Origin of the sequence: Actinobacillus delphinicola (assembly GCF_900638385.1) — a bacterium.
Classification (GTDB): domain Bacteria; phylum Pseudomonadota; class Gammaproteobacteria; order Enterobacterales; family Pasteurellaceae; genus Actinobacillus_C; species Actinobacillus_C delphinicola.
The window spans coordinates 1,510,335-1,529,215 of sequence record NZ_LR134510.1; the positions used below are offsets into that span (position 1 = coordinate 1,510,335).

16 protein-coding genes and 1 other RNA gene are annotated in these 18,881 nt (G+C 39.0%); 11 read left to right on the plus strand and 6 right to left on the minus strand.

The annotated features are described in order from the left end of the window. Positions 1 to 412 precede the first annotated feature (412 nt). Complete coding sequence (locus EL259_RS07065; protein WP_126600287.1) at positions 413 to 1,741, plus strand: amidohydrolase; 1,329 nt, start codon at positions 413 to 415, stop codon at positions 1,739 to 1,741. 49 nt (positions 1,742 to 1,790) lie between these two features. Here the strand turns inward: EL259_RS07065 and EL259_RS07070 are convergent, their stop codons facing one another. Further along, the gene (locus EL259_RS07070) at positions 1,791 to 3,122 is read right to left on the minus strand and encodes an anaerobic C4-dicarboxylate transporter (protein ID WP_126600289.1); all 1,332 of its coding nucleotides are present in this window, start codon (positions 3,120 to 3,122) and stop codon (positions 1,791 to 1,793) included. A 274-nt stretch (positions 3,123 to 3,396) separates the two neighbouring features. Between EL259_RS07070 and menB the strand changes: the two genes are divergently transcribed. The 8 genes from menB (at position 3,397) to panF (ending at position 10,791) form a co-directional block, all read left to right on the plus strand. Beyond that, positions 3,397 to 4,254 (plus strand): 1,4-dihydroxy-2-naphthoyl-CoA synthase, encoded by an 858-nt coding sequence (gene menB, locus EL259_RS07075; RefSeq protein ID WP_126600290.1) that lies wholly within the window; start codon positions 3,397 to 3,399, stop codon positions 4,252 to 4,254. Positions 4,255 to 4,310: 56 nt separating this feature from the next. After that, the gene (locus EL259_RS07080) at positions 4,311 to 5,339 is read left to right on the plus strand and encodes a TerC/Alx family metal homeostasis membrane protein (RefSeq protein WP_126600291.1); all 1,029 of its coding nucleotides are present in this window, start codon (positions 4,311 to 4,313) and stop codon (positions 5,337 to 5,339) included. Between the two features lie 158 nt (positions 5,340 to 5,497). Then, on the plus strand, positions 5,498 to 6,514 hold the full coding sequence (gene menC, locus EL259_RS07085; protein WP_126600292.1) for an o-succinylbenzoate synthase: 1,017 nt from the start codon (positions 5,498 to 5,500) through the stop codon (positions 6,512 to 6,514). A 95-nt stretch (positions 6,515 to 6,609) separates the two neighbouring features. Further along, positions 6,610 to 7,047: a type II 3-dehydroquinate dehydratase gene (aroQ, locus tag EL259_RS07090; protein ID WP_126600293.1), complete on the plus strand. Its 438-nt coding sequence runs from the start codon at positions 6,610 to 6,612 to the stop codon at positions 7,045 to 7,047. 146 nt (positions 7,048 to 7,193) lie between these two features. Beyond that, positions 7,194 to 7,652: an acetyl-CoA carboxylase biotin carboxyl carrier protein gene (accB, locus tag EL259_RS07095; protein WP_126600294.1), complete on the plus strand. Its 459-nt coding sequence runs from the start codon at positions 7,194 to 7,196 to the stop codon at positions 7,650 to 7,652. Between the two features lie 16 nt (positions 7,653 to 7,668). Further along, positions 7,669 to 9,012: an acetyl-CoA carboxylase biotin carboxylase subunit gene (accC, locus tag EL259_RS07100; protein ID WP_126600295.1), complete on the plus strand. Its 1,344-nt coding sequence runs from the start codon at positions 7,669 to 7,671 to the stop codon at positions 9,010 to 9,012. 70 nt (positions 9,013 to 9,082) lie between these two features. Continuing rightward, a complete protein-coding gene (locus EL259_RS07105) occupies positions 9,083 to 9,364 on the plus strand; it encodes a YhdT family protein (RefSeq protein ID WP_126600296.1) in 282 nt (93 codons plus the stop codon). Continuing rightward, the gene (gene panF / locus EL259_RS07110; RefSeq protein ID WP_126600298.1) at positions 9,355 to 10,791 is read left to right on the plus strand and encodes a sodium/pantothenate symporter; all 1,437 of its coding nucleotides are present in this window, start codon (positions 9,355 to 9,357) and stop codon (positions 10,789 to 10,791) included. The genes EL259_RS07105 and panF overlap by 10 nt, the downstream gene beginning before the upstream one ends. Positions 10,792 to 10,928: 137 nt before the next feature. Here the strand turns inward: panF and budA are convergent, their stop codons facing one another. From budA to gloB, 4 genes are all read right to left on the minus strand, one after another. Continuing rightward, positions 10,929 to 11,648, minus strand: a complete 720-nt coding sequence (budA, locus tag EL259_RS07115) for an acetolactate decarboxylase (protein ID WP_126600300.1) — start codon at positions 11,646 to 11,648, stop codon at positions 10,929 to 10,931. Positions 11,649 to 11,664: 16 nt separating this feature from the next. Beyond that, on the minus strand, positions 11,665 to 13,347 hold the full coding sequence (gene alsS / locus EL259_RS07120) for an acetolactate synthase AlsS (protein WP_126600302.1): 1,683 nt from the start codon (positions 13,345 to 13,347) through the stop codon (positions 11,665 to 11,667). Positions 13,348 to 13,572: 225 nt separating this feature from the next. Then, an RNA gene (ffs, locus tag EL259_RS07125) (signal recognition particle sRNA small type) lies at positions 13,573 to 13,670 on the minus strand. A gap of 112 nt (positions 13,671 to 13,782) precedes the next feature. After that, positions 13,783 to 14,490 (minus strand): hydroxyacylglutathione hydrolase, encoded by a 708-nt coding sequence (gene gloB / locus EL259_RS07130; RefSeq protein WP_126600304.1) that lies wholly within the window; start codon positions 14,488 to 14,490, stop codon positions 13,783 to 13,785. A gap of 116 nt (positions 14,491 to 14,606) precedes the next feature. Between gloB and ycaO the strand changes: the two genes are divergently transcribed. Further along, the gene (ycaO, locus tag EL259_RS07135; RefSeq protein ID WP_126600306.1) at positions 14,607 to 16,364 is read left to right on the plus strand and encodes a 30S ribosomal protein S12 methylthiotransferase accessory factor YcaO; all 1,758 of its coding nucleotides are present in this window, start codon (positions 14,607 to 14,609) and stop codon (positions 16,362 to 16,364) included. Positions 16,365 to 16,471: 107 nt separating this feature from the next. Further along, the gene (locus tag EL259_RS07140) at positions 16,472 to 17,068 is read left to right on the plus strand and encodes a trimeric intracellular cation channel family protein (RefSeq protein WP_126600308.1); all 597 of its coding nucleotides are present in this window, start codon (positions 16,472 to 16,474) and stop codon (positions 17,066 to 17,068) included. A gap of 864 nt (positions 17,069 to 17,932) precedes the next feature. On the opposite strand, the gene ribF is transcribed toward EL259_RS07140, so the two are convergent. Continuing rightward, positions 17,933 to 18,868, minus strand: coding sequence for a bifunctional riboflavin kinase/FAD synthetase (ribF, locus tag EL259_RS07145; protein WP_126600310.1), 936 nt, complete (start codon positions 18,866 to 18,868; stop codon positions 17,933 to 17,935). Positions 18,869 to 18,881 lie beyond the last annotated feature (13 nt).

Below are 18,881 nucleotides of genomic sequence, written 5' to 3' on the forward strand. Positions count from 1 at the left end.
AGGAATCGTTGCCGTTACTTATTATCTTACTTGTTTCGTTAAAATGAAGCAGATGTTACTTATGGTAGGAAATTTCTTTCAAGCACTTACCATATTTCATTGCTTTATCCTTTTCGTGCAAAATCATATTTTAAAGCAACTTGGATTATATTTGATTCTTGTTGCTTATTCTTTTATTTCCTTCATTCACATCACATTATTTTCTATTTATCAAGATATTATTACGGAATGGGTTATAGTTATTTCTATGTATAATTATTTCTATGTATAAAAGGAGAAATATCTTTTACCAAAATCGTATAAATTTTTTAGGTTTAAATATTTAAAAGAACACACTGTCATTGTGCTGATTAGCATAGTTAATGTGTTTTTTATTTTGGGGTTAGAAGTAAATTTTATAGAGGAGAAAAAGATGAATATTTCCGAGCTAGCTCAGCAACATCATCAAGCAATGATTGATTTACGCCGTGAATTGCATAGACATCCTGAATCTGGATGGTTGACCTTTTATGCGACATGTAAAATAGCTCATGTATTGCGCAATCTCGGATATCGTTTAAAAATGGGAGAAGAAATTGTAAGTCGCCATTGTCGTTTAGGGTTAGGAACGGCGGAAGAAATTATCTCTGCACAAGAACGAGCAAAGAAACTTCTCACTGAAGAAGAACAGCAATTTTTACCAATTTTGGAAGACGGTTTAACAGGTGTGGTGGCAGAGCTTGATACGGGAAAACCTGGACCAGTGACCGCTTTTCGTTTTGATATTGATGCAGTAGAGGTAAGTGAAAGTCGTGATAAAGCACATTTCCCAGAAAAAGAGGGATTTAGTGCGGATCTTGAAGGCATGATGCATGCATGCGGACATGATGGGCATACCAGTATTGGTTTAACGTTTGCTAAAATCTTGGCAGAACATCGAGATGAATTCGCTGGAAAAATTATTCTTATTTTTCAAACTGGCGAAGAAGGTTGCCGTGGTGCGGTTGGTATGGAACCACTACACTTTTTAGATAATGTGGATTACTTATTTGGCATGCATATTGGTTTTCAGGCTAAACGACCACAAAGCATTATTTGTGGTGTGCAAAAATTCTTAGCAACATCAAAATTTGATGTATATTTTCAAGGTAAAGCAGCCCATGCATCAGGTGAACCGCAGAAAGGGCAAAATGCACTTTTAGCTGGAGCGACAGCCGCTTTGCAAATGCATGCGATTACTCGTCATGCCGATGGGGCATCACGCATCAATGTAGGTGTTTTGAAGGCAGGGACAGGGCGAAATGTTATTGCACCAAATGCATATCTTGCTTGTGAAACGCGTGGTGAAACCACAGAAATTAATGATTTTATGCGTCAACGTTGTGAGAATATTATTGAAGGCGTGGCGAAGATTTACGATGTAGATTATAAAATTCTGTCAACGGGCGGGACAGCAGGCGGAAATAGCAGTTGTGCTATGACTGATCTTATAGAAGAAATAGCGCTGGAATCGCCTTTTATTCTTAATAGCCTTATTCAACGGGAAAGTGATTTTAAAGCGTGTGAAGATTTTGCACATTTTATGCATAAAGTTCAGCAAAATGGTGGAGTAAGTGGCTATGCGATGATTGGAACTCACCTAGCTGCAGGGCATCATAATGAACGTTTTGATTTTGATGAAGATTGTTTGCTTTCAGGGTTGGATATCGTATTGCGTTTAGCACAGCGGCTAAATGGCGCAGATATGCAGACGCAAGAGTAAACGTAAGAAGAAAAAGACCGAGGTATCTCGGTCTTTTTTATTGTGGCATTTAAGCGATTAATAGATTAGAAATTAATACGCCAACTACGCAAGCGACGACTACACCAATTAACCCTGGTGCCATAAAGCTATGATTAAAATAGTATTTGCCAATACGTGTCGTTCCTGTCATATCAAAGCTGATAGTGGCAATATCTGAAGGGTAGTTTGGAATAAAGAAATAACCGTAGGTTGCAGGCATTAAACCAACCAAAAGTGGGGCAGGCAAACCAAGTGCAATGCCAACAGGGAGCATCATGACTGCGGTGGCTGCTTGGCTATTAATGACCACGGATACGATAAAAAGCGCTAATGCAAATGTCCAAGGTGCAGTTTCTACCATAGAGGTTACCGCCGCTTTAAATTCTGGCATCGCATATTGGAAATAGGTATCACTCATCCATGCAATCCCGAAAATAGCAATCGTTGCCACCATACCTGATTTAAAAACGACCCCATTTGGCACTTTTTCTGACACAGTTTTTGTTGCCAATAAAATAATCCCAGCAAAACAAAGCATAAGCATTTGAATAATCAGCGACATAGAAATGGTTTTGGTATCACCAATTGTACGCACAGATGGGAACATGGCCACAAGGATAATCACGATAAATGAAAGAATGAAGAGGTACATAGATAAACGTGCTTCTTTTGGTAATTCGTGATTAAGAGAGGTACTTTCTGAATTTAAAATACGTTCGCGCCAAATAGGATCTTTTAAACGGGCTTGATAGATGGGATCATCATCTAAATCTTTACCGCGATACATACTATAAATAGACAATGCAATTGTCCCAATAAAGGTAGCAGGGACCGTTACACTGATAATGTTTAATAGCGTAATAGATTCATAGCCTGAAATTTGAGTAATTTGAGCAAGATAGTAAACGACTGCCGCAGAAAGTGGGCTTGAGGTAATCGCTAATTGAGAGGCGACAGAAGAGGCGGCCATTGGGCGTTCTGGACGGATTTTATTTTTTAAAGCGATATCACCAATGATTGGCATAATCGAATAAACAGAATGCCCCGTTCCGAGCATAAAAGTCATCACATAAGTGGTAATCGGACCTAAAAGAGTGATGCGTTTTGGGTTGCGGCGTAAGATTTTTTCAGCAACCTGTAACATGTATTTTAAGCCACCCGCTGCTTCCAAAACAGAGGCGCAGGTAACGACTGCAAGAATGATAAGCATAACGTTAATCGGCGCTTTCCCGACAGGCATACGGAAAATAAAGACTTCAATCGCAAGCCCAATTCCCGACACAACACATAGTCCTACGCCACCAGAACGACTCCCTAAATATAACATGAGTAATAAGAATAAAAATTCTAAATACAACATAATAGACTCCAAATGAAATAATAATTTTAAGATGGCATATTTTAGTGAAAGAAATGACGTACAACAATTTAACCTTGAAATAAGTAAGGTTTTTATTTTCAAATTGTGATTAGGCTCACAAAACGGTTTAAAAATCACGCCTCAATTTTCGGAATAATTTATGCTTTTCAGGTTATTTTTAATTGGAATGCAATATGTGGACTTTTCGGAGTTTTGCTAAATCAGAATTTCAGGTATAATTCCCGCCGTTTTTTAGCAAATACAAGGAATTTTTATGCGAAATCCAAAAGACGATGCATTATATGCACCGATTGAATGGCAAGATTTTAGTGAAGGATATGAAGATATTTTTTATCACAAATCGCCAGAAGGTATTGCCAAAATCACTATCAATCGTCCACATGTACGTAACGCATTCCGCCCACAAACTGTAAAAGAAATGATCAATGCATTTGCTGATGCACGTTTCGATGAAAAAATTGGCGTAATCGTACTTACTGGTGAAGGCGAAAAAGCGTTTTGCTCTGGTGGTGACCAAAAAGTTCGTGGGGACTACGGCGGTTATAAAGACGATGCAGGTGTTCACCACTTAAATGTTTTAGATTTCCAACGTGATATTCGTTCTTGTCCAAAACCAGTTGTTGCTATGGTTGCAGGTTATGCAATCGGTGGTGGTCACGTATTACACATGCTTTGTGACTTAACTATTGCAGCAGATAACGCTATCTTTGGTCAAACTGGACCGAAAGTAGGTTCTTTTGATGGCGGTTGGGGTGCAAGCTATATGGCTCGCCTTGTTGGTCAGAAAAAAGCACGTGAAATTTGGTTCTTATGCCGTCAATACAATGCGCAAGAAGCATTAGATATGGGCTTAGTAAACACCGTTGTACCTTATGCAGAACTTGAAAAAGAAACTGTACATTGGTGCCGTGAAATGCTACGTAACAGTCCTATCGCCTTACGTTGCTTAAAAGCTGCTTTAAATGCAGATTGTGACGGTCAAGCAGGGTTACAAGAATTAGCGGGTAACGCTACAATGCTTTTCTACATGACAGAAGAAGGGCAAGAAGGTCGTAACGCATTTAATGAAAAACGTGCGCCAGACTTTAGTAAATTTAAACGTAATCCATAATCTTTTGCATAAAGGGCAATTTATTGCCCTTTTTTTCTGTTTTTAGTGTTAATAAAATGAATGTTACAACGCTTGATTTAACTGTTTTTCTAGTTTTAGTGATTTTTTCTATGGTAACGGATTATTGGCTTCATCGCGATAATAAAGAAGTTACTCTAGGTTCTGCTATTAAATGGACGATTTTCTGGATCGTAATTGCTTTTATTTATGCAGGCTATTTGTGGTGGGAACACGGCAGTAAAATGGCATCGTTATTCCTTTCTGGTTATATGTTAGAAAAAAGTCTTTCTGTCGATAACCTTTTTGTATTTGGTGCGATTTTTGCATGGTTTAATATTCCAAATCGCTATTGTCATAAAGTCTTATTCTGGGGTGTCATTGGCGCCATCATTTTCCGATTGATTTTTGTGCTTATCGGCGTGAAATTTATGAGTAGTTTCGGCGGGTATGCAGATTTTGTGTTTGCACTCATTATCTTCTATGCAGTGTTCAAAATGTTAACGACAAATGAAGATAGCGAAATTGATTATGCAAGCCATCCAGCAAATAAATTAGTTCATAAGTTTTATCCGATCGTACCATCACTTTTTAAAGATAAATTTGTAGTTGGACGACAAGAAGTTGAACAAGCATTGCAAGATGAAAATCGCTCTGATTCAGATAAAAATCAATTACAAAAAAGTTTGGCAACTGCTAAAGGAGCAATGCGTTTTGCCACACCATTGTTTGTTTGTTTATTCGTAATTCAGCTTAGCGATATTATGTTCTCATTCGATAGCGTACCTGCAGTGATTGCGGTTTCCAAAGAACCTCTTATTGTTTATAGCGCTATGTTGTTTGCGATTTTAGGTTTAAGAACACTGTATTTTGTCTTAGAAGGGTTAAAGGGCATTTTGACATACTTAGAACAAGGGGTTGTGTTCTTACTCTTATTTATCGGCGTGAAGTTAGCATTGGGCGGATTACACGCATTGGGCATTACACATTTTGATATTACACCAAATCAATCATTATTTGTTGTAGTGGCAACACTTGTCGTGAGTGTCGTTTGCAGTCTGGTGTTTCCTAAAAAAGCCAAGAAGTAACACTTAACAGAAAAGAGGAGTCTGATATGGTAAAAAAGTATTCTTCGTGTTCATTATCATTGGAACACTCATGGGATGCGATGATATAGATCGCTGTTTGGATGCTGGTGGTCGTTATGATAATGTAACAAAAACGTGTGAGATGTGAGGAGAATAAAATGACTCAAAGAGCCTATGAAATTTACCGTTATCGTATTCCTGTCGACAGTCAAGTGGTGTTACGTAATCGTTTTCTTAAAGTGAGAGAAGGGCTACTTGTTAAAGTACAATGTGGCGAAAATATTGGTTGGGGTGAAATTGCCCCTTTGCCTGGATTTAGTCAAGAAAATGTTGAAGAGGCGCTTTGTCAAACGTTAGTCTGGTTGAAAAACTGGAATCAGGCTCGTAGTGAAAATTTGATTTTAAGTTTAGATAACCTTTATCCCTCGGTTGCTTTTGGATTAAGTTGTGCATTAACCGAATTATCGGGTTATTTGCAAGAAGAAGGGAACTACCAAACTGCACCGCTTTGCTATGGTGATCCTGATGAGCTTTTTCATAAGTTAGAAAATACGACTGGTGAAAAAGTCGGAAAAATCAAGGTCGGATTATATGAAGCAAATCGTGATGGCATGATCGTGAATATGTTTTTAGAAGCTATTCCTGATTTGAAGCTACGGTTAGATGCAAATCGTGCGTGGACACCAGAAAAGGCACAACTTTTTGCTAAGTACATTAAACCAGAGTTCCGTCAACGTATTCAATTTTTAGAAGAGCCGTGTAAAAAACCTGAAGATAGCTTAGCATTTGCAAAAAGTACAGGCATTGCTATTGCATGGGATGAAACGTTACGTGATCCTGGTTTTCAGTTAATACCAGAAAATCAGCTTAGTGCGATCGTGATCAAACCAACCTTGGTTGGGTCTTTGCAAAAATGTATTGCATTGATTCAAACTGCAAATCGATTAGGTATGCAAGCTATAATAAGTTCAAGTATTGAAAGTAGTTTTGGATTAACGCAATTAGCTCGCATTTCTGCTCAATATACGCCAGACACAATTCCTGGGTTAGATACACTTGGGCTTATGGAATACCAATTGATTCGTCAATGGCCAAATGCACCGCAGCCTGTATTAAATTTAGATGATCGTGAATTTATTGAATGCATTGCAAGTGGTGTACTTTCACATGCATGAGGTACGAGGTCTTAAAATTATTTTCATAAATCAATGAAAAATGTTTTAAATTTCGGTAAAATGCCACGAAATTGTAATCAAAAACTGGATAACGGATGAAAATTCTGCTACTTAATGGACCTAATTTGAATTTATTAGGTAAGCGTGAGCCTCAACATTATGGTTCAACGACGTTACAAATGATTGAAGAAAATGTAATGCAATTAGCTAAACAAGCAAATATTGATTGTGAATGTTTTCAATCGAATAGCGAAGAAAAACTTATCAATAAACTTCATGAAAGTCTTGGAAAGGTCGATTTTATTCTGTTTAATCCTGCCGCTTTTACACATACGAGTGTTGCGCTACGTGATGCAATACTCGCTGTAAATATCCCATTTATTGAAATTCATTTGTCGAATGTGCATCAACGTGAGGCTTTCCGCCATCATTCTTATTTTAGTGATATCGCAGAAGGCATTATTTGTGGACTAGGTGCTAAAGGCTATGAATTTGCTATAAATTACGCAATAAATTTCTTGAAAAATAGCTGAAAATTGCCAATTTTCGCAGAAAATCGGAGATTTTCATTGCTAAAAGGTGTATTTTAAGGAATACTTGCCAAACTTTTGGACACCATACCTCATTTTATTCGTCACAAAATGGGGCATTAAAACTAAAAATTAATTTAGGATAAATTATGGACGTACGTAAAATTAAAAAACTTATCGAGTTAGTGGAAGAGTCAGGCATCATGGAGCTTGAAATTTCTGAGGGTGAAGAAACAATTCGTATTAATCGTGGCACCCCAACAGTTGCAATGGCACCTGCACACGCTCCCGCTATGACAATCCCAGCTGTTCAAGCATCTCCAGTTGCATCTGCAACGCCAGCTGTTGAAGAAAAACAAGATGAAGTGATGTCAGGTCACCAAGTGCGTTCACCAATGGTCGGCACTTTCTATCGCTCACCAAGCCCAGAAGCTGCACCATTTGTTGAAATTGGACAAAAAGTTAATGTTGGCGATGCACTTTGTATCGTTGAAGCAATGAAAATGATGAACCGTATCGAAGCTGACAAAGCGGGTGTGGTAAAAGCAATCTTAATTAATGATGGTGAAGCGGTCGAGTTTGATCAGCCGTTAATGATTATTGAATAAAAAACGGGAGTTTTGCATGATCGAAAAAGTAGTGATTGCTAATCGTGGTGAAATTGCGTTACGTATTTTACGTGCTTGTAAGGAAATGGGCATTAAAACCGTAGCGGTTCATTCCACTGCAGATCGTGAATTAAAACACGTATTGTTAGCAGATGAAACCGTCTGTATTGGTCCTGCACCTTCTACAAAAAGTTACTTAAATGTGCCTGCAATTATTGCCGCTGCAGAAGTAACGGGGGCAGATGCTATTCACCCAGGATATGGTTTTTTATCAGAAAATGCCGATTTTGCTGAACAAGTTGAACGTTCAGGCTTTATTTTTATTGGACCAAGTCCAGAAGTTATTCGCCTTATGGGGGATAAAGTTTCTGCGATTAATGCGATGAAAAAAGCAGGTGTGCCATGCGTACCAGGTTCTGATGGACCACTAGGTACAGATATGGTTAAAAATAAAGCGATTGCTGCACGAATTGGTTATCCTGTAATTATTAAAGCCTCTGGTGGCGGCGGTGGTCGTGGTATGCGTGTAGTACGTAGCGATGATAATCTTGAAGAAGCCATTGCTTTAACGAAAGCAGAAGCGAAAGCAGCATTCAATAATGATATGGTTTACATGGAAAAATACCTTGAAAATCCACGTCATATTGAAATCCAAGTATTAGCAGATAAATGTGGTCATGCAGTTTACTTAGCTGAACGTGATTGTTCAATGCAACGTCGTCATCAAAAAGTATTAGAAGAAGCACCAGCACCAGGTATTGATGAAGAAACTCGTCGTAATATTGGTTCTCGTTGTGCAAATGCATGCTTAGAGATTGGATATAGCGGTGCAGGTACATTTGAATTTTTATATGAAAATGGTGAATTCTATTTCATTGAAATGAATACCCGTATCCAAGTGGAACACCCAGTAACAGAAATGATTACAGGTGTTGATCTTGTTAAAGAACAACTTCGCATTGCATCAGGTTTACCATTATCTATTACACAAAACGATATTAAAGTACGTGGACACGCAATCGAATGCCGTATCAATGCGGAAGATCCAAATACCTTCTTACCATCACCAGGTAAAATTGCACACTTGCATTCACCAGGTGGTATTGGTGTGCGTTGGGATTCGCATCTTTACGGTGGTTACAGCGTACCGCCTCACTATGATTCCATGGTAGGTAAATTAATTACGCATGGTGAAACCCGTGATGTAGCGATCGCACGTATGAAAAATGCGTTAGCAGAGACAATCATTAGTGGTATTAAAACAAATATTCCACTTCAAGAAGAGATTCTTTCTGATGAGAATTTCCAAAAAGGTGGAACAAATATTCACTATTTAGAGAAAAAACTTGGATTAAACTAATAATTAATTCAGTTAATAAAATACAAAGGGGGCGTTTCAACCCCCTTTTCCCATTTTTATGAAATGACATATGAGTGTTAAAAATCCTTTAAAACAGGCGACAAAAGAAGCACGATTAGCCTTTGGGTTGACCGTATTCTATCTGTGTGGGTGGTGCTTATGCGCTTATTTTGCCCCACAACAAACAGGTTTGCTAGGGTTTCCGCTCTGGTTTGAGCTTGCCTGTTTTTATCTTCCTATCCTATTTATCATCGTAACCGCAGTTGTTATTCATTTCTTTTTTAAAGATATTGAATTAAATAATGACTGTACTGATGAATCAAAAGAATCCGAGAATCACAAATGCAACTAGCTATTTTATTACCTTTGCTGGGCTATATTGTCGTCGTATTTGCAGGGGCAATTTATGCTTATACTCAGCGTCAAAAAGGCGATTTTTTAACGGAATATTATGTAGGTAACCGTTCGATGACTGGTTTCGTACTTGCGATGACAACCGCCGCTACTTATGTGGGGGCGAGTTCATTTATTGGTGGACCAGGTGCAGCTTATAAGTTCGGACTCGGTTGGGTGTTGCTGGCAATGATTCAGGTTCCCGTAGTGCTTTTTACACTCGGCGTGCTCGGGAAAAAATTTGCGATTCTTGCGCGTAAAAACAATAGCTTAACGATTAATGATATTTTATATGATCGCTATAAAAGCCCAACCTTGATGCTACTCGCTAGCCTGGCATTAATGGTGTCATTTTTTATTATGATGGCGGTGCAATTTATTGGGGCAGGGCGATTACTGGAAACAACACTTAATCTAGATTACCGTTGGGCGGTCATTTTCTTTGCATTAACCGTGGGGATTTATACCTTTATCGGTGGGTTCCGTGCCGTGGTATTGACCGATAGTATCCAAGGCATGATTATGATGGTTGGGACTTTCTTACTCTTATTTGCAGTCATTCATGCAGGCGGTGGTGTGCATAAAATTATGCACACATTAACCGAAATTAATCCACGTTTAGTGACACCATACGGAATTAAATCACGCCCACTTGATTTTACTTTTATGACTTCATTTTGGGTGTTGGTTTGTTTTGGTTTATTAGGATTACCAAGTACTGTGGTGCGTGCGATGTCCTATAAAAATAGCCAAGCCTTACACCGAGGGGTAATTATTGGTACGATCGTGATTGCTTTATTAATGGTGAGTATCCATTTATCGGGTGCTTTGGGGCGTGCGATTATTCCTGATCTTACGGTAACCGATAAAATCATTCCGTTATTAATGATTAAAGTATTACCACCCGCGGTAGCAGGAATTTTTCTCGCTGCGCCAATGGCAGCAATTATGTCTTCGATTGACAGTATGTTAATCCAAACTTCTTCAACTCTAATTAAAGATCTCTATTTATATTTTAAACCAGAAGGCATTGCCAACGAAAAACATATCAAACGGTTATCAACCGTAGCAACGTTGCTTATTACAATCATCGTCACTGTTTCCGTGTTAAATCCACCCGATATGCTGATTTGGTTGAATCTTTTTGCATTAGGTGGGTTAGAAACGACATTCTTATGGGTAATTCTATTTGGACTTTACTGGAAAAAAGCAAATAGTGTCGGTGGTGTATCCTCAATGATTGTTGGATTTTGTAGTTATGTTATTTTAACGGCGAAGAATATCCAAATTTTAGGTTTCCATCCAATCGTCCCTGCATTATTGCTTGGTTTAATCGCATTCTTAATTGGGAATAAATTTGGGGAGAAAAAACATATTTCCGCCTAAATTAATTCTAAAAAAATAAAATCACGCCCCAATTTGCATAAAAATTTATGAATTTTGGGGCGTGATTTTTTCTTTTTCTGTAAAAAGAAAAGGTGCATAATCCCTTACGCACCTTTTTATTCTAGTTAATCAATCTCTTATTTTTCAGAACGTTCTAATTCGTCTGCTAAAGTATGAAGATTGATTTTTCCACACATGAATTCTTTATAATCCAATGGGAAGTGAGTTTCGATAGTAGAGAATGGTTGAATCATAACTTCACCTTTCACTAATTCAAAATCTAACAAATGTCCACCGATAGATTTATCATCTGCTACAAAGTGAACATGGTTGCCAGATACTGCACTACCATTAAATAATTCAGGTGAGAAATATCCTACTACTGCACCTTTCACGTGATCTTTGTGGAAAGTTGCTTGTTGTTCTGCAACTTCTACAAGTTTTGGATACGGAGGGCATTGTTTTTTAACAATACGCGTATTCACATCACGGAATTCACCACGAATTGTGATACCGTAGAAAATATTTTCATACGGATAAAATTCACAAATACGATCGTGAAGGTCGGCTTGTCGTACATTTTCCATTTCAACCTTAATAGAAACTTCAGGTTTTTGGAAATGAACACTGGCGTAAGGAACAACAAAATCTGGACCTGCTTCGAGAATGGTACCATCCGCTTGAGCAAGATAAGGATGTCCATCAAGCACAACAAGTTCGCCGTGTAATCCTTCACCTGTACCAAGACCAGTATCACCATGCGCAAGTAAATCCTTCATTGTCATAGTGCCTTTTAGCATGCCTTCAATAAGCATTGCTAACGTACCGTGTTGGTACAATTTAGTTAAATTATCCATACACCTTACCTTCTTCTTAGTGGAATTGATCTTCTAAGATTTGACCACCAAGTTCTTTGTTGAAGCTATAGTCAACAGGAACATCTACGATAACTGGACCGTTGATAGCGAATGCTTGATCAAGTACTTTACCAAGATCTTCAGCTTTTTCTACACGTAAACCAGTTGCACCAAAGCTTTCTGCGTATTTAACGAAATCTACAGGACCGAATTTAACCGCTGCTGAACGATCGTATTTCATTTCTTCTTGGAATTTAACCATGTCATAGTGACCATCGTTCCAGATGATGTGAACAAGGTTAAGGTTCAAACGTACTGCAGTTTCAAGATCTTGTGCTGAGAATAAGAAACCACCATCACCAGATACAGAAATAGATTTATGTTCTGGGCGAACAAGTGCTGCTGCGATACCCCAAGGAAGTGCAACACCAAGAGTTTGCATACCGTTACTGAATAACAAGTGACGTGGTTTGTATGAACGGAAGTGGCGAGCCATCCAAATATAGAAGCTACCAACGTCCACAGACACAGTCATATCATCAGTTGTACGTTTTTGTAATTCACGCACAATGCTTAATGGGTGGCAAAGGGTTTGATCTGGTTTTACTTCAGGTGGTACGTCACGAGTTTGTAATTGAACACGTAATTTACCTAAGTAATCTTGAGCTTCTTCGCTTAGTTTGAAACCTTTCATGTAAGGTACTAAGAAGTCTAAAGTTTGAGAAATATCACCTACAAGCACAGTTTGTGGTTGGAAGTTTTTATCGATTTCGATATTTACTGAATCGATAACCACGATATTTGCTTCACCAGATTTGTTCCAGTTACGTGGTTCGTATTCGATTGGGTCATAACCGATAGCGATAACTAAGTCACTGTGTTTTAAAAGTTTATCACCTGGTTGGTTACGGAATAAACCGATACGACCAAAGAAGTCAGCTTCTAATTCACGAGAGATCACGCCAGCAGCTTGGAAAGTTTCTACAACTGGAAGGTGAGTTTCTGCTACTAAATTACGGATTGCACGTGCAATTTCAGGATCAGATGCACGCATACCTACTAAAAGAACTGGGCATTTAGCTTCTTTGATACGTTGTGCTAGTGCAGTAGATTCTACTGGGCTTGCTGGACCAAGTTTAGCTGGTTCCATTGGGCGGATTACATCAGTTTTAACGAGCGAGTCAGTAACGTCTTGTGGAATAGATACGAAAGTTGCACCTTGTTTACCAGAAGCTGCTGCTTGGTAAGCATTTGCAATAACTTCAGAAACGTTTTCAGGATCTTGAACTTCAGCACTGTATTTAGTAATTGGTTCGAAAAGTGCTGCATTTTTCATGCTTTGGTGAGTTAAGCGAAGTAAGTCGGTACGTTGTACTTGACCAGAAATTGCTAATACCGGGTCACCTTCAGCGGTTGCGGTTACTAAACCTGTCGCTAAGTTACTTGCGCCTGGACCAGAGGTTGTAATTACTACACCTGGTTCGCCAGTGATACGACCGATACCTGCAGCCATAAATGCAGCATTTTGTTCGTGACGTACAAGAACGAATTGTGGTGCTTTAGGGTCGGTAGGGTGGTCTAATAAATCGAAAACACGGTCAATTTTAGCACCAGGAATACCGAAAACGAATTTTACATTATGATTGATAAGACTTTGAACAACGGCATCTGCACCGTATTTTTTTTGATCATTACTCATATTCTGATCCTCTATATAAATTTTTGAAACTTTTTCTGATATGGAATAAATCCCATTCAGATGGTGGGGATTCTACTCCTTTTAAAAAAAGTTACTAACTATTTTTTAAAAAAATGTAAAAAAAATTTAAATGGAATGTAAAAATAGGTTTAATAAAAAGAGAAAATAAACACTATCTAAAAGAATAAAAAGAAAGGATATTTTTAATATGTTATATAGGCGGAAACCTTCCCAGCTTATCTCGGCACACAGGACATCTGACTTTGGCTGCTTTCTTCCGAACCTGACCAGGTAAACCAGAGACTGTTGCGAGAGACCGAGAAGGTTCCCATAGGATTGATTTGCGAAGCAAAATCAAGTGCGTTGCATTATGCAATAACCCTTTTAAAAATGCAAATTTTTTACCGAAAATTCGGGTGTAGGTAAGGTAAGCGCTTAAAAATTATCTTTTTTTATGCGTAATTGTGTAAATTCTGTTACATCTTTTGCTTGTAAAAAAGGATTAATCCGTTTTTCATCTGCCAACGGAGTAGGTAAAGTTGGCATACCTGCTGCAACCAAAAATTTAACAATGCCCATGTTAGCGGAGACGGTTTCTTTTTGTGCAGTTGTGTTAGCAACTGCCATCGCAAATTGTAAATTATTCAATGTATATTCATGGGCTGCGCAGATTTGCGTATCATCTGGTAATGCTTTAATTTTTTGCAAACTGTCAAACATTGCTTGATAGTTTTGAGTAAAAACTCGTCCACACCCTGCAGAAAAGAGCGTATCTCCGCAAAACAAGTTTTTATCGACTAAATAGCTTACGTGCTGGGCAGTGTGACCAGGCGTAGTAAGGACCTTAATTGTGTAATGAGGCGTATGAATTTCTCCTTCCGTGACCATATGGGTGACAACATCCCCACATTCTGCAGGACCATAGATTGGCACGTCTGGAAAAATCTTATGAAAAGCCGCCACGCCCGCAATATGATCAGCATGATAGTGAGTAAGCAGAACTGCCTCAATCGGCATAGGGTGTTTATCTAGATATTCTGCGAGCGGTGAAAAATCCCCGATATCTACAACCAATGCGGGTAAGTCTTTTTGACGATAGAGCCAAATATAGTTATCTGTTAAAGTACGTATCGGGGTTAGCATATACTCTCCGTGATAATGATAAATTATTTTTAATCTTAATAGTTGGATGCTTACTTGCACTTGCTAAGGAAGTTCCCTATTATGCAAAAATTTTAAAAAACAGAAAGTAGAATTTTATGTCAGAACAAACTTTTATTCTTGGGAAAGATGCGGCATTGGAAACCAGTATCGCAAATTTCCAACAAAAATTAACACAATTAGGGTTCAATATTGAAGAAGCATCATGGTTAAATCCTGTACCTAATGTCTGGTCAGTGCATATCCGTGATAAAGATTGCCCACAATGCTTTGCAAATGGTAAAGGGGCAAGCCAAAAAGCCGCACTCGCATCGGCATTAGGTGAATTCTTTGAGCGTCTTTCTACCAATTATTTCTTTGCTGATTTTTATCTCGGTCAAAAAATCGCACAAAGTGATTTTGTGCATTATCCAAGTGAAAAATGGTTCGCTATTGAAGATGAAGATCTGCTACCAGAAGGTATTTTGAATGACGAATTACTTGCGTATTTTGATCCAGAAAATCAACTAACACCTGATTTACTCATTGATCTGCAATCAGGCAATGAAGATCGAGGGATCGTCGCATTACCATATGTTCGCCAAAGTGATGGGGAAGTGGTGTATATCCCGCAATCTATTATTGCAAATTTATTTGTATCTAATGGTATGTCAGCAGGTAACACTAAAACTGAAGCCCGTGTGCAAGGCTTATCTGAAGTCTTTGAACGTTACGTCAAAAATCGCATTATCCGTGAGGCGATCAGTTTGCCACGTATTCCTGATGATGTGATCGCCTCTTATCCAAAAATCGCTGTAGCAATCAAAGGTTTAGAGGAAGCAGGCTTCCCAATTTATGCGTATGATGCATCACTCGGTGGCGAATATCCAGTTATTTGCGTGGTGCTACTTAACCCTGAAAATGGCTCATGCTTTGCCTCTTTTGGTGCGCATCCTAATTTTGAAGTTGCCTTTGAACGCACAGTTACCGAACTTTTACAAGGACGTAGCTTAAAAGATCTTGATGTATTTGCTCCGCCAAGTTTTGATAATGCTGCTATTGCCGAAGACGCAAATTTAGAAACCCATTTTATTGATTCAAGCGGCTTAATTTCTTGGGATCTTTTCAAAGTAACCCCAGATTACCCATTTGTGCATTGGAATTTCTCAGATGCGACCACACAAGGCGAATTTAATAACCTTATGGCGATTCTATTTGAAAATGGCATGGATGCGTACATCATGGATTATGATCACCTCGGTGTTCCTGCATGTCGTATTTTGGTACCTGGCATGTCAGAGATTTATCCAGTAGATGATCTGATTTATGCAAATAACAATGCAGGATTAGCGTGGCGCGAGATCTTACTTGATCTTCCACATTTCCATCACGGTGCAGAAACTTATCAAGAATTACTTGATGAGTTAGATGCACAAGATGTTGATGACGCAACGCGCGTGCGTGAATTTATCGGTATTGTGGCAGATAAAGATTCAGGCTGGGCAAATCTACGTGTTGGTGAATTAAAAGCGATGCTTTACCTCGCACTTGGTGATTTAGAAAACGCAGCAACTTGGGTTGAATGGACTCGAGCTATGAGCGGTAGCCTGTTTAATGAAGAAACGGCACGTTATTACCGTGCATTACAACAATCGTTAGCACTATTCTTGGATGAAGAACGCAATCCAGCAGAATACCGAGATGTTTTCGAGAAAATGTACGGCAAAGCCCTAATTGCTAAGGTTTGGGATGTGATCGAAGGTCGCGGAAATCCATTCTACAATCTGATTGCAGATGATGAAAATCTAGAGCAATTCAAAGCGCATCAAAAATTACTGGCGGCTTATGAAAAATTACAACGTGCTAAAAAAGCTTAATCGTTGATAAAATAAACAAAATCCTGTGATCTAGTTCAACTTTTTTCAAAAAAGACTTTGTTACACTCACACACATAATAGGTAATAAATAACGAGGTCACAGGTTAATGTTATATTTTCTTGATCTATTTGGCACCGCCGTTTTTGCCATTTCTGGTGTCACGCTTGCATTCCGTTTACGCATGAATGTTATTGGCGTGCTTGTTCTTTCCGCAGCCGTTGCCATTGGTGGCGGAACCGTTCGTGATATTATTCTCAATACCCCCGTTTTTTGGCTCACCAATAACACCTACCTTTGGGATATCCTCTTTACTTGCATTATCAGTATCATTGTTTTATTACGCCTCAATAAACGTATTTGGTGGCTCTTGCCTGTTTCTGATGCCATAGGATTGGCAGCATTTACGGTGATCGGCGCTCAGAAAACATTACTTCTCGGATTTAGCCCAACAATCGCGATTATCATGGGCGCAGTAACGGGATGTGGTGGAGGCGTGATTCGTGATGTCCTCGCCCGCCGAGTCCCTTTTGTATTCCGTCAAGAAATTTATGTCACCGCAAGTGCGATTGGTGGCATGTTTTATGTGAGCTTTTATGGAATTTTTGATGAGGTTGTTTTGGCGATTTTGACAATGGCGATTGTGTTGGGATTACGGTTAGGGGGGATTTTTAGGAGTTGGACGTTGCCGGTTTATCATTATTGAGTTTTGGCACTTTTCTTTGCTTGTGCAAGACAAACCGCAGGTTTGAGCGTTGCGAAGCAACAACCCGAAGGGCGAGCATAAGCGAGTAAAGTAACCAAAGAACACACCCCTGATAAATCGCTGTTCTTCGCTTGGTAAAATTTTTCTTAACGCAAATTAGGGCAACTCGGGGTTTGTTACTTTTTGCTCGTGCAAAAAGTAACGCAAAAACACGCCCCTGATAAATCACTTATCCTCACTTTGTGGAAATTTTTTTAACGGTTTTTTTGTAACTCGCTACGCTCAGACAGGACAAAAAAACTAAAAATTTCCAGTCGTTCGGGTGATTTATAAGGGGATTTGCTGGTGGACTTTGGGGTATTTGGGGGCTTTGAGAATAAAATCACGCTTGAATTTTCATAAAATTTTATGATTTTTGGGGCGTGGGGTTGTTACTTTACTTGTTTGTGCAAGACAAACCGCAGGTTTGAGCGTTGCGAAACAACGACCCGAAGGGCGAGCATAAGCGAGTAAAGTAACCAAATAACACCCCCCTGATAAATCGCTGTTCTTCGCTTGGTAAAATTTTTCTTAACGTAAATTAGGGCAACTCGGGGTTTGTTACTTTTTGCTCGTGCAAAAAGTAACGCAAAAACACGCCCCTGATAAATCACTTATCTTCACTTTGTGGAAATTTTTTTAACGTTTTTTTGTAACTCGCTACGCTCAGACAGGACAAAAAAACCTAAAAATTTCCAGTCGTTCGGGTGATTTATAAGGGGATTTGTTGGTGGACTTTGGGGTATTTGGGGGCTTTGAGAATAAAATCACGCCTGAATTTTCATAAAATTTTATGATTTTTAGGGCGTGATTTTGGGAAGTTGTTTATTTCAAGGTGTTGAAATAAGCTTTAGCCGTGGTGATGTCGGTGTGGATTTGGGTTTTTAGAGCGTCGAGGCTTGGGAATTTAACTTCGTCACGGAGTTTTTTGCAGAAGGTGACTTCGATGCGTTGTCCGTAAAGATCACCTTTAAAATCAAATAGATGAACTTCAAGAAGTTGATCTTTGCCTTTAACACTTGGGCGGGTGCCGAGGTTAGCGACACCTTGGTAGGTTTTCCCATTTTCAAGATGTACATTGACTGCAAAAACCCCTTTTACTGGGCAAACTTGGCGGTGGAGGCGGATGTTTGCCGTAGGGACGTTGAGGGTGCGCCCGAGTTGTTGTCCGTGAATAACACGCCCACGGATGATGAAAGGCTTATCCAATAATTTTTCAGCTTGCACGAAGTCGCTTTCCGCAATAATACGGCGAATTGCCGTACTGCTAATCCGTTCTTCATTAACCGCAAAAGTTGGATTTTTTTCCACGGTGAAGTGATATTTTTCCGCAAAATTTTGTAAAAGATGAAAATCACCTTGACGGTTAGCACCAAAACGGAAGTCATCGCCGACACTTAAAAATTTAATATGTAATTTATCCAGTAATATTTGCTGAATAAAATCAGAGGCGGATAATTCTGCAAAAGCATGATTAAATTTAATACAAATCACAGCATCGACATCTGCTTCTTTTAAATAGTGCAGTTTATCACGGAGGCGCATTAAGCGTGCTGGCGCATTGTCGCCACCAAAATATTCATTTGCTTGCGGTTCAAATAGCATGACTACCGCAGGCAGATGACGTTTTTGTGCCTCTTGTTTTAAATGGGCAATCACGGATTGGTGCCCAAGATGGACACCATCAAAATTCCCGATAGTTAATGCACAGCCTTGTGGAAAGGCATGTTCTAGTTGATGTATTCCTCGATAGAGTTTCATGCGATCATCCTAA